The sequence below is a fragment of the Priestia sp. SIMBA_032 genome, from assembly GCF_046535215.1.
Classification (GTDB): domain Bacteria; phylum Bacillota; class Bacilli; order Bacillales; family Bacillaceae_H; genus Priestia; species Priestia aryabhattai.
Genome location: NZ_JAWRXD010000024.1, coordinates 16,091 through 28,868, shown reverse-complemented (window position 1 = coordinate 28,868; position 12,778 = coordinate 16,091). Strand labels below are relative to the sequence as shown.

Sequence of the window (12,778 nt, the reverse complement as noted above, 5' to 3'; positions counted from 1 at the left end):
TTATACAGCTACATTGATTTTAGTACTTTTTGTACCTAATTAAAATATGAAGAGAGACTTATTTAGTATTCTCACACTTAAACGTGAGAAATAAGGAGAATTACTATGTCATTGACTACTACAGATCATTTCTTTCATTTCTTAACACTGGACATCATCCTTAGTTTCCTCCTTCTGTGTATTATTATTTTTATAGATAAATATTTTGGGAAAAATAAAGATACAAGTGAAGAAAAGAGAAGAAAATATCAGAAAGATTTCATTGCCTTGTTAGCAGTTGGATTAATCGTTTATTTTATGTAACATACTATAATGTATAGAAACATTAATCACATAGAGGAGCAGCAGTATGATTCGAACAATAGCTATCACACAAGACCTACAGGTCAAAGAAGATATACCCCTTGATCACTTGTCTGATCCTTCGATTAAGTGGTTCTGGGTAGACCTTGCCTCTCCATCTGAGGAAGAAGCAAAAGTGTTAGAGACGTTTTTCCACTTTCACCCTCTAGCTATCGAAGATTGTCTTCACTTATTGCAACGTCCTAAACTTGATTATTATGAGGGTTACAGCTTTTTAGTTCTTCATTATTTAAACAGCAACACGTTAGATGTTGAAGAAGTAGACTTATTTATTGGAGAAAATTATTTAGTGACCTTTCACTTTAAACCGGTAATCAGTATTAAAACAGTACAACAACGCCTTTTACAACATCATAGTGGATTTAATAAAGGAGTGTCCTATATTGCTTATGCGGTTCTAGACCAATTAGTGGATGATTACTTCCCAATTGTGTATGAAATTGAGGATAAATTAAATGAAATTGAAAGCAGAGATGCTAAAAAATCAATTGCTTTACTAATGAATGACGTTTTTGATATCCGAAGTGATTTATTAAAGCTCAGAAAAACCATTCTTCCTATGCGTGATCTGCTATATCGAATTATTAATTCTGAACGTTTACATATACCTGCGGAGCAGAAAGCCTATTTCAATGACATCTATGACCACTTGATAAAATTAACAAGCATGGTGGAAGCTAATCGAGATATGACATCAGATATGAGAGATAATTACCTTTCACTTAACGCCAATCGGATGAACTCGATTATGATGACATTAACCATTATCTCCTCTATTTTCATCCCCCTTACATTTGTTGTAGGGGTATATGGAATGAACTTTGATCATATGCCTGAACTTCACTGGCACTACGGATATTATATTGTTTTAGGAGTTATGGTTTTAATGACCATCGGTATGATTCTCTGGTTTAAACGAAAAGGCTGGTTCAATGTCAGTAAGTAGGAAGAGCTGGAAGGAAGCCTTTCTAATAATTTTTTAAATAAAAAGTTGCATAAAAAAGAAAAAGAGAAATTCTTCGAACCCTTGGGGCGTATGGGTTCTCTTTTTTCGGGTCTTCAGGAAATAGTGATTATGTTAACTATAAACGTATACGATATACAGCTTAAAAACAGAAAAAGGCAGACTCTTCCCCGTCAAAAGAGGCAGCCTTTTCTATACAGTAATCGCAATGTTGTCTTGACACTTTGCAGTATCTTGGGTAGTTTGCTCATGTTGCTATTTATTATTCTTTTTAAAATTTTAAATAAAAAAAGAAACAGATCTAAAAAGACTGTTTCTTGTAAAATTCCAATCCATCAGAGTACTTTACCCCTTTAACCGAAAATGAAACATAAAATATGATTATTTTTAATAAAACTTATTTTGCTTCTGATAAATCACATTATGGTAACTAATATTGTATACCATATACAGCATAAAAAGAGAAAAAACTCCTGTCGTTGACCAGGAGTTTTTTCAGTAACGTATCATAGTATTTTTTATTTGCAGTCACCTCTGACATGTTCATTTTTTTATAATTGTCCCTTTTTAAATGTCAGTTTGCATTATAAAATTTCTTATATTGATATCAGCAATTTCAAAGGCTTTATTAAGGAGGAAATACCATGCAACCAACTGTGAAAATAATGAAATCAGATTCAGAAATACTGTCTACTTTTAGCACTTTTAAACAACTACGGCCACATTTAACTGAAGATAAATTTATAGGAAAAATTAAACGTTTGCAGGGTAAATATGATTTTAATTTAGTTGCTGTTATTGAAAATGATGAAATTAAAGCAGCTGCTGGATATAGGATTACTGAATCTTTAGCTTGGGGAAATTATTTTTATGTAGATGATTTAATTACAAATGAAAAAAGCCGTCGAAAAGGATATGCAAAAATCCTATGGGATTGGCTAATAAGTCAAGCAAAGGAAAATGAGTGTGAACAATTTCATTTAGATTCTGGTGTTCATAGACATGATGCACATAGATTCTACCTTAAAGGTGGATTAGATATTACTTGTCATCATTTTCAAATGTCCCTTTAACAAACGGAGTTCTTTACTTGTAGAAGTCAAAGAAAAAATTCAGTTCCCTTTGAAAATGTCCAGGGAATTCGCCTTTTTTAGTTTGAAGTTGCGTTTTGGACATAAAATCTACGTTTCTTAACGTTATTCTTGATATCGTGCATAAACGATAAATTTTGATATATCTAGAACCCTTTGTATATATGGATTCTTCTCTTTTGGTGATTCCTATCATGGTTATGTTAACTAAATTTGTATAGAGGATACACTTAGAGAATATACATGAAATATGACATTATAGGGGGAATGTGATGAAGGGACAGGGAAGATTAAGTTTAAGTGTCGGATGGATTACTTTATTCTTAATGGGGACTGACTTATTTGTTGTATCTCCATTATTACCATTCATTTCACAAGCATATAAAATTAGTTCAGCCACGGCTGGATGGATGGTAACGGTCTTTGCGATTACGTATGCTTTTTCAGCTCCATTCTTTGGGTGGCTCTCAGATAAAAAGGGCAGAAGATCTTTGATTACATTGGGTTTATTACTGTTTGCTGCTTCTAATATCCTAACTGCCTGTGCCCCATCCTTTTTGTGGTTGATTGTTAGCCGTATTTTAGCTGGATTCTCAGTAGCTTCAATTACCCCTTTAATATACGCTATCATCGGAGATATCGCACCACCAGGTCGAAGGGGAACATGGCTTTCAATCGTTGTTTCTGGTCACTTAACAGCCCTTTGGGCTGGAACACCACTCGGTACATTATTGGAACATTTTCTCGGTTGGCGTTCTGTATTTATTGTAATGGCCACACTAGGAGTTATATTGATGTTTGTAAATTTTAAAGCATGGAAGTTTGTTCCTAGTAATGAACTAACAACAAATTTATTAAAAGGAAATCTAATAAAAATACTTGGTTCCGTAAGCGTAACTACCATTTGGGCCATTTCAATGTACACCCTCTATGTTTATTTAGGTGCAGCCTTACACTTTAATAGTGGATTTTCATCGGCAGAAATTGCATTAGCTGTTACCTTTTACGGTATTGGTGCGGTTTTAGGGAGCCTTTCAAGTGGACAATTAACTGATAAATTTGGGGAAAGAAAAATTTCTATAAATACATTGATTGTATTGATCCTAATACTCCTTTGCTTAGGCGTATTTTTCTCATCCGGTGATTGGTTGTATTTCTTTATGTTTATATGGGCTTTAGTTGGATATGCAGGGTTCACATCTTATCAAGCTCGATTAGCTGTTGAGTATCCTTTGGAACGGGGAATTGTAATGGCATGGAACAATACAGCTCTATATGTTGGTATTACCCTTGGGTCAATGCTTGGAGGTTACGTTATATCGAATTGGGGATATTCTACTCTTCCATATGCTTGTAGTATTGCTGCTGTTTTAAGTTTTATAATTAGCACCCAAAAAAGAAAGTTGTTAAAGGAAAAAACAACTTTTATTAGTAGATAAAAGACCTCACAAGGAGGTCTTTTTATTTTATTATCAAACACTTTTATTAAGTAAAAAGACTAAAATGTCCTAGATAGCTCCGAAAGGGAGTCTACTTCTCGTTGAAACCCTTACTCTCATAAGGGTTCTTTCGCCTGTTTGCTTCCGGAAAGAGTGATTATGGTAACTAACTTTGCATATCATATACACTTTAAAAATAGAAATAACTAATGATCAGTATTTTTTTCTCGTTGTTGAAATATAGATGTTAAACTGATGCTTTATTTCAGCTTGAATAATTTACTCAATATATTAAAGGACATTCAACATTGTAATATGTAAAATTATCGCAAATAAGAATATCTTATTCCCCTATAGATTTTTAGGAATTTTTGCTAAAATTATTCTGAGGTGAACTATGAAAACAATTAATTCTATATCTAGTTCCAAAAAATTTGATAAAGGCCATGTCTTTTATCGTTTTAAAGATAAACAATTTTACATAAATAATTTAATGAGTTTTATCAGGAGTGGATTAGAAAGTAAGCAACATATATTGATAATTGAGAGTATGAGGACACTTCCTCAAATAAAAACTAACATTGATGAAGAGTTTAGTCCTCAACAAAAAAAAGCGATTCGTTTAGTGAATAATTTTGATTATTACTTGGCAAATGGTGATTTTCATACCAAAACAATTCTTGCGCATTTTCAAGATGATTTGTCTAGATTGAAAAAGAAAAATACATTGATAAGGACATGGGCCCACGTAGAATGGGCTTCAGAGGAACCAGATGTTCTTTTACTAGAAGAATTTGAATCAACTGCCGATAATTTTGTTAAAGAAGAAGGTATGATTTCCGTTTGTGCATATGCTGCTGATTCTTTATCTTCTACTTTGGATACTACTCTGCAGCAATTACATCAATATATTATGACAGATGATAACTTTTTATTTCTCCCCTTTATAATGGGTGAATTTATTAAAAGTGTGGCCATGAATCTATATATTCATGGCTTTTATGGTTCCTATATCATTCATTATGTTAACTAAAGATGTATACCATATATAGCTTAAAAACAGAAAAACTCCCCCCATGCGTTAAGGAAGTTGTCTCTAATCCTGAATAGTAATTAATTCATCTTATATCTCGCCATTATATTATATGGCGTAACTTATTTTTAAAAGCCATCTGATGGAACTTTTGAAACACCTAAGGCAAGATTTTTCCACAAAATTTGTTCAACCACTTCGGCATCTATAGCATTACAATCAACAATGAGTATGACTTCCGAATGTTTGCCACGTAGAAGCCGTTGATTTTTCTTGATTACTTTAAACATAAATAGTTTAATTCCTAATCCTAAGATAAATCCGATAAAAGCGCTAATAATCCCCCAATAAATAGGGCCCCAGCTTAGTTTAAAACCAATACTTGCACCAATGACTGAAAAGGCTGTGGCTAGAGCCATTCCTAAATCAATAAGAGAAACACCATCTGCTCGATGAAGGCTATCAAAAATCCGACGAGCTTCTGTTCGATTATTGAGAGGAACGATAAATATGTCTTCTTTCTTGATTCCTGTTCTTTCTAGCTCTGAAACAGCTAACTCTATGTAACTGGAGTATTCAAATGTAGAAAAGATTTGCATATTTTCATTTCACCTTTTTTCCTTTTCTAATACAAAAGCTTGGGTGCTGGTACATTTTCTCGAAGAAGTTTTTCTGCTCTCTTTCAACAAGTTTATTATTCTCAACCGTATTCATATAAGAATCAAAGATAGCAAAACCATACAAAGAGGGGAAAAATAACAACCATTCTGCATCTAAAGTGGAAGTAGCTCGTTGTATTTCTCCTAAGAACAGAAGAGAAACACTCTCAAGAAGATGAGAATAATAAAAGAAAATGACTGCCCAAATGATGACAAAGAAACCAGCAATGATACGATGAATATAGAGTTGTCCTAGACCCGGCATGAATACGGACCATACAATGGATAAGATGGGATTCCGTTTATCTAAATAGTTTATTTCCATGGCTCCTATACTAAAGGAGTTGAAACGATGATTTTCCCTTTCAGCTAACAGATAGATCTTATTTAAATCAACGGTTGTTCGGTAACTATCCCATATAGCAAAAATATAAACTGGAATATAAATAAGAAGCCATCTTGTATTAAGTACCTCTTTTGCCATATCAATGTTCCCTTGAATAGAATAAATCATAGCCTGGTTTACATGTGATTGAAGATTTATGATGACCTCCCATATAAATAATACAAAGCCTCGAAGGTATTTAGACAAAAGCAAGTGCCCAAAACCAGGAAAAGCTGCTGACCACCAGGCAATAATGTAGGGATTTCTTAAATGGATTTGAGTCGTTCCAAATATACTAACGTGAGCAATATAGCGTCTTGCAGTGTTGTCATTTTTATAATTATTCATTTACGATCTCCTATGGATGCTAAGAAAATATACTTTTTATACCTACCATCCATATTTAACATGCTCTGGTTTATTTATTCTGATTCAATTAACTGATATAAATCTAATCCTTGCCAGTAATGAAGAGTCCTTTAACAAAAAAAAGCCCTTTATTTTTCCATAAAGATCCTTTTCATATGTTATTTCTGAGAATACTCATTATAGTAACTACCGTTGTATATGATGTTCACGCTGAAAGAAACCTAATTTGTAGTAATATTCTCTATAAAGGAGGTTAGGAAAATTGAAAACAATAGGCCTATTAGGTGGAATGAGTTGGGAATCATCAAGTGAGTACTACAGAATTATTAATCAAACAGTAAATAGAAAGTTAGGAGGACATCACTCTGCTAAAAGTATGATGTACTCTGTAGACTTTGAAGAAATAAAAAAATTACAACATAATGATAGGTGGGATGAAGCAACAGAATTAATGATTAAAGGAGCTCAATATATCGAAAAAGGTGGAGCCGACTTTTTAGTTATCTGTACAAATACTATGCATAAAATGGCAAGTGAGATTCAGCAACATATTAGTATTCCCATCTTACATATTGCAGATGCTACGGCTATGAAAATAAAAGATCAAGAGATTAGTAGAATAGGATTACTTGGAACAAAGTTTACAATGGAAGAGAATTTTTATAAAGGACGACTTACAGCTAACCATAATCTTAAAGTTAATATCCCCAGTGAAGAAGAACGTCAAATTGTACATGACATTATTTACAAAGAATTATACTTAGGGAGAATTAACGCAGATTCCAAAAGTGCGTATAAAAAAATTATAAATGGTTTAATCAACGATGGGATAGAAGGAGTTATATTAGGTTGTACTGAAATTCCCTTACTAATTAATTAGAATGATATCTCGATACCTATATTTGATACAACTGAAATACATGCACAAGCAGCAGTTGATTGGGCGTTAGGGATACCCTAAGAAAATAAACAGTTAAAAAAATAGACTAAGTATCATATTCTTCAGAACAAAGGTTTCCTATAAGTGGTTTTATGTTAACTAAACCTATATAACGTAACAGTTAATTTGTAGTCGAAATAATTAAAAAAGCACTAACTAATTCGTCAAGGCGATTCAGTTAGTGCTTTTTTTTGCGAAGTATTCTCGCGTATCTGTTCTTTGCTTCTCAGGTAAAACCCGGTTAAGTTCTTTATCTAACCATGCAAGAGTTTTATGACGAAGAAATTCACGCATCTGTTCTTCTGCCTCAAGCATGGCCAAATTAATTGTACAAGTAGAATTGCTGGATTCACAGGAACTACAGTCCTTGTCTTGATATAATATACCGTTTTGTACAATATTTTTACATTGGAAAATAGGTTTGGGTCCTTCGACAGCTTCTATTACATCCCAAAAAGAAATCTCTTCTGGGGACTTAGCTAATCTATATCCTCCCTTTACACCAGGAACGGAACTTACAATACCAGCCTTAGATAATTTACCGAAAACTTTCGAAAGAAATGTCTCCGAAAGTCCTTGGAATTCTGCTAAATCTTTTATTCCCACACTTTCTTTTGAAGGCGTATCAATTAAATAAACAAGACAATGTAATGCATATTCAACCCCGACGCTATACTGCATATAAACTCACCTGCTTTTGGTTTTAAGGGTTATCAAATTGTATCTTAGGAGTATTTTGAGTGTTTGTCAAATAGAAGAAATCTGTTACAGTATATTATTTTTTTATTTGACAAAAATAATCATAGGGTTTATATTAGAGACAAAATTAATCGCCGATTAAAATAGTCTTCAATTTAAGATTAAAATGCACATTAAAGGAGAAAGACAAATGAATAAAACTCTTATCATTAATGCACATCCGAAAGTGGATGATACTTCTTCATATAGCTTGAAGGTTTTTCATCACTTTTTAACAGCTTATAAAGAATTAATTCCTAATAATGAAACAATTGAGCAAATTAATCTATACAGTGATATAGTACCAATGGTAGATAAAACAGTATTAAGTGCATGGGAAAAACAACGAAATGGACAAGGGCTAACGAGCCAAGAGAAAGAAGTAACGGATCGTATGTCTGAGGTTTTACACCAATTTAAGAGTGCAGATACGTATGTAATCGTTTTGCCTTTGCATAATTTTAATATCCCATCAAAATTAAAAGACTATATGGATAATATTATGATCGCGCGTGAGACATTTAAATATACGGAAACTGGATCAGTGGGTTTACTTAAAGACGGACGAAGATTGCTTGTTATTCAAGCAAGTGGAGGAATCTATACAAATAATGATTGGTATACAGAAGTTGAATACTCTCACAAATACCTAAAATCAATGTTTAATTTCCTTGGTATTGAAGATTATCAAATCGTTCGTGTACAAGGAACGAATGTATTAGATTCAAATGAGGTAGTAGAAAAAGCATATAAAGAAGTGGAAGTAGCTGCTTCAAGATTGGCGGAAAAATAAAAATAATTCAATAAAGGAAATGTCAAATGAATCAACCATTTGACATTTCCTTTATTTAACCAAGGGAGAGTTAGGTTTAATATGGCAAAAGTTTTATACATTACTGCGAATCCAAAATCAGTGGAAACCTAAGTTAGTCATCAAGTAGGGCAAGCTTTTCTGCAAGCTTAACGCCATTTTCATACAAATGAGGATATTAGAGAAATAAACTTATACGAAGAAGACTTTCCGGTATTGAGTGATTAGTTATGATTACGTAAACTTACATATAGTAAATCTTGTAATCGGCTCTACTTAGAAAGAAACATTTTTTCTTTCACCTATATTTCACGATCCATTAAATGAATAGTAAAGTACCTATAACGAAAATACTTTACTATTTACTTAAAAGAATCAAGAGGTTTTTTAGTTTAAATAAATGTTGTTACATAATTAAAATATTTATGAAAAGATAAGGTATGAAATAATAAATATACAAAGGAAGCGATCATCCTAGTGAATCAATATCTAACGTATGATTACAAAAGGTATTTCTCTAATAAAGTAATTAAGAATTTATCAAAAAATTTAGTTATTAGTATTCACCTGAAAGAAAAAGGTTATGAATAAGTTAACATGTTTTTAGAAAATATAAGTAGAGAAAATAAATTGATAGGGGTAGAAAAAATGAATGTAAATGAATTGGGTTTTCTTTGGTACTTACAATCAAGTTCTAATATGATTAACATATTTTTGAAATATCTTATTGGAACTACAGAAGATATTGACGTGAAAGAAATTCTAAAACAAATAAACGAATTATCAACGCATCAAGAACAAACAGCTAACTTAATTTTGTCTGAAAAGGGATTTAAAAGTACCTCATTTTTCAACACCCAAGATGATTTATATAATTCAAATACGAAGTTATTTTCAGATCAACTAACTACAGAAATTCTTAAACATGTAACAGGTAACGGATTGAAAGAACTTGCATTTCAGTATTCGGAATTAACTGATTTAAAAATTAAAAAAATTTTTAAAGAACTTCTCGATACTTTAACTGAAATAGATTATTCTTTATTAGGGTTGTTAGGCGATAAAGGCATGCTACAAAATAATTCTTTCTCTTACAAAAATGCGGAAGAGAGAAAAGGGAAATTGTTCAAAGTTATATCAACTCAGCAAAGACCACTTAATGCAGTAGAACTGTCACATATGTTTAGTTCTCTTGAATGCAATAATGTGGGGGTTGCTCTTTGTGCTGGTTTTTCTGAAGTTGTAAAGGATGATGACATAAAAAATTTTTTACTGGAGGGAGAAAAAATCGCATTTAAACAAGCTTCTACTTTATCGAATATCTTTAGGGAGAACGGTGTCCCTACCTCAACTGGATTGGAGGCTCACGTTAATAAGATTGAAGCCTCGCCATTCTCAGATAAGCTAATAGCAAATTTGATTATGTATCTAAATCCAGTAGGAATAACCAATTTACAAAGTGCTATAGTAGTTAGCTATAAAAGAGATCATGTAAATTTATTAAAAGAATTAATCCAGCAGGTCGAAGACTTTTCAGAAAAAGGATTTAAGTTATTAGTAAGAAAAAATTGGTTCAATGAACCTCCTCTATCTAATTGGATGCATAAGTAAAAGAATAAAAAAATAGAGGTGCAACATTATGGAAAAGTTTGTTGAATCCATAGAAGAAAACTTTGAATTTTTCCAAAAATGCCTTCAATATTGCGACGATGTAGAATTCAGAATTCTACATCCACATACATCTTGCAGCGTATCATTGACTAAATACTTCCCAACGTATACCAATCCCATTTGAGCTTGTTTTCCAGGTGGCGTTTCAAGCCGTAAAATTGCCTGCTTCTTTGGTTGGTTACGAAGAGGACAAACAAAATCCCTTAATATTGTCAGTTGACCTTCATATCCCATTGCTTATATTTCTTCTAATAAAACTCTCCAATCTTCAGTACCGTTTCTCCACTCCATCCATGATGTTGTCTTGAAATGATTGTCTGTTATTATTAGGGAATTTTAAATCACTGTTATTGAGTATTTTACAGTCACTGATTATACTTAAAAACGTTTTTTATTTAATATGTACCTTATGAAATTCCCTAATAATATACCGAAAAAGAAAAAGATGATACCTAAAAATACCGGTCCTAATAGTATTGTAAAAATAGTTAAAGACCTAGAATAAATAATACCGACTGTTCCTAAATAAGCCCCCAAAACAAACGGAAGATAGTAAAATGGAGGGTTTTCACCCTTTGCTTCTCTAACTGCATCCCACATAGCAAATACATATACACAAGGATAAAACAATAGCCATTGATAATTAGTTACTTCAATGGCTTCGTTAACTTTTCCATTAAAGCTTAACATAATCGAGTTATTTAAATTCGAATTAAAATTTATGACAAATTCTAGGGAGATGAATATTATACCTTTGAGTATTTTTCTGTTTAATAACTGGCCAAACCCCGGTATGGCAATGCTCCAGAGTAACTTTTGTAATTTATCTTCATTCATTAATACCACTTATCCAATCAACATTATTTTTTCTGTATCATTCTTTTAAAGTAGACAATTTAAAAGTAATAAAAAAGTAAATGTCTTTTCTAACTTAAATTGTAATAAATTTATTATTTGCAATTTGCAACTTGTTTATTTACGGTTTGTGGTTTAACAAAAATAGACTAAAAATAACATAAAAAGAAATTGATATGAAAAAAGTAAACTTAATATGTTTTACATTTAATTTCATCAGAAATGGAAACAGAATCCTACGTAACCGATGAAGGAGCATAGCTTATAAATAAGCATCAAAGATATATTTTTTATTGGAAGTAGTTGAAATTCAAATGAATTGAATATCGAACATTATTGAAGGGAAGTTTAAATAAAGTCTCTTGCTTTAATAATTTTAGAAATAGGAGCGATTAAAATGACTACAACCAATTATGAAATTGCCACTTTTGCTGGGGGCTGTTTTTGGTGCATGGTATCTCCATTCGATGAACTTCCAGGTATTATAAGTATAGTGTCAGGATATACAGGGGGGCATAAAGAGCATCCAACTTATAATGAAGTTTGTTCAAATAAAACAGGACATTATGAAGCAGTCCAAATAAAATTTGACCCTAATATATTTCCATATAAAAAATTATTAAATCTTTTTTGGCAGCAAATTGATCCTACGGATCCGAATGGACAATTTAATGATAGAGGAGAATCCTACCGAACAGCCATATTTTACCATAACCAAAAACAAAAAGAATTGGCTGAATTATCTAAGTCTGAATTAGAAGAAAGTAAAAAATTCAACAAACCCATTGTCACTGAAATTTTACCTGCAAAACCCTTTTATCCTGCTGAAGAAAAACACCAAGACTACTATAAAAAAAATTCTTTACATTATCAATTATATAAAGAAGGATCCGGTAGAGCATCATTCATTAGAGAAAACTGGAAAAATAATCATAGAAAAGCTGTTGCAAACTTGTCAGATATTCAATACAACGTAACACAGAATAACGGCACAGAATCTCCCTTTACAAATGAATATTGGGATAAAAAAGATGAAGGAATTTATGTAGATATTGTTTCGGGTGAGCCTCTATACAGTTCCTTAGACAAATTTGATTCTGGATGCGGATGGCCTAGCTTTACTAAGCCATTAAAAAATAGTGAGTTATCAGAGAATCTAGATACTTCTCATGGAATGAGACGTATAGAAGTTAGAAGTAATTCTTCAGATTCTCATTTGGGACATGTATTTGAGGATGGGCCACAGGATCAAGGAGGTCTAAGATATTGTATTAACTCCGCGGCATTAAGATTTATTCCAAAAGAAAAGCTTGTCGAAGAAGGTTATGGCGAATATCTTCACATATTCAAGAATAATGGTGGATAATTAGAGTTCACCTGTTAAAACTAGCAAACATGTTTTTAAGGGTAATTTTTGACTAATACGGATCAAATCAGATTTAAGGTTGTTAGCTGACTTT

General features: G+C 32.1%; 12 protein-coding genes and 1 pseudogene. 9 read left to right on the top strand and 4 right to left on the bottom strand.

Going from position 1 to position 12,778, the window contains the following annotated elements; translation table 11 throughout:
• Positions 1-105 precede the first annotated feature (105 nt).
• The 5 genes from SB717_RS29435 (at position 106) to SB717_RS29415 (ending at position 4,890) form a co-directional block, all read left to right on the top strand.
• Entirely contained in the window at positions 106-303 is a 198-nt protein-coding gene (locus tag SB717_RS29435) for a hypothetical protein (RefSeq protein WP_410906126.1), read from the top strand.
• Between the two features lie 46 nt (positions 304-349).
• The gene (gene corA, locus SB717_RS29430; protein ID WP_410906124.1) at positions 350-1,309 is read left to right on the top strand and encodes a magnesium/cobalt transporter CorA; all 960 of its coding nucleotides are present in this window, start codon (positions 350-352) and stop codon (positions 1,307-1,309) included.
• A 662-nt stretch (positions 1,310-1,971) separates the two neighbouring features.
• On the top strand, positions 1,972-2,400 hold the full coding sequence (locus SB717_RS29425) for a GNAT family N-acetyltransferase (protein ID WP_410906122.1): 429 nt from the start codon (positions 1,972-1,974) through the stop codon (positions 2,398-2,400).
• Positions 2,401-2,690: 290 nt separating this feature from the next.
• A complete protein-coding gene (locus SB717_RS29420) occupies positions 2,691-3,857 on the top strand; it encodes an MFS transporter (RefSeq protein ID WP_410906120.1) in 1,167 nt (388 codons plus the stop codon).
• Between the two features lie 397 nt (positions 3,858-4,254).
• Positions 4,255-4,890, top strand: coding sequence for an MEDS domain-containing protein (locus SB717_RS29415; protein ID WP_410906118.1), 636 nt, complete (start codon positions 4,255-4,257; stop codon positions 4,888-4,890).
• Between the two features lie 128 nt (positions 4,891-5,018).
• On the opposite strand, the gene SB717_RS29410 is transcribed toward SB717_RS29415, so the two are convergent.
• Entirely contained in the window at positions 5,019-5,489 is a 471-nt protein-coding gene (locus SB717_RS29410; RefSeq protein WP_410906116.1) for a hypothetical protein, read from the bottom strand.
• 4 nt (positions 5,490-5,493) lie between these two features.
• Positions 5,494-6,282, bottom strand: coding sequence for a hypothetical protein (locus SB717_RS29405; RefSeq protein ID WP_410906114.1), 789 nt, complete (start codon positions 6,280-6,282; stop codon positions 5,494-5,496).
• A 283-nt stretch (positions 6,283-6,565) separates the two neighbouring features.
• Here SB717_RS29405 and SB717_RS29400 point away from each other — a divergent pair.
• Positions 6,566-7,264: pseudogene (locus SB717_RS29400) on the top strand (aspartate/glutamate racemase family protein).
• A gap of 153 nt (positions 7,265-7,417) precedes the next feature.
• Here the strand turns inward: SB717_RS29400 and SB717_RS29395 are convergent.
• Complete coding sequence (locus SB717_RS29395; RefSeq protein WP_410906112.1) at positions 7,418-7,924, bottom strand: RrF2 family transcriptional regulator; 507 nt, start codon at positions 7,922-7,924, stop codon at positions 7,418-7,420.
• 208 nt (positions 7,925-8,132) lie between these two features.
• On the opposite strand from SB717_RS29395, the gene SB717_RS29390 reads away from it, so the two are divergent.
• Positions 8,133-8,774, top strand: a complete 642-nt coding sequence (locus tag SB717_RS29390; protein WP_410906110.1) for an FMN-dependent NADH-azoreductase — start codon at positions 8,133-8,135, stop codon at positions 8,772-8,774.
• Between the two features lie 666 nt (positions 8,775-9,440).
• A complete protein-coding gene (locus tag SB717_RS29385; protein WP_410906108.1) occupies positions 9,441-10,403 on the top strand; it encodes a DUF3231 family protein in 963 nt (320 codons plus the stop codon).
• Between the two features lie 438 nt (positions 10,404-10,841).
• On the opposite strand, the gene SB717_RS29380 is transcribed toward SB717_RS29385, so the two are convergent.
• Positions 10,842-11,300, bottom strand: coding sequence for a hypothetical protein (locus SB717_RS29380; protein WP_410906106.1), 459 nt, complete (start codon positions 11,298-11,300; stop codon positions 10,842-10,844).
• Between the two features lie 415 nt (positions 11,301-11,715).
• Between SB717_RS29380 and msrA the strand changes: the two genes are divergently transcribed.
• On the top strand, positions 11,716-12,684 hold the full coding sequence (gene msrA / locus SB717_RS29375) for a peptide-methionine (S)-S-oxide reductase MsrA (RefSeq protein ID WP_410906104.1): 969 nt from the start codon (positions 11,716-11,718) through the stop codon (positions 12,682-12,684).
• The last annotated feature ends 94 nt before the right edge of the window (positions 12,685-12,778 follow it).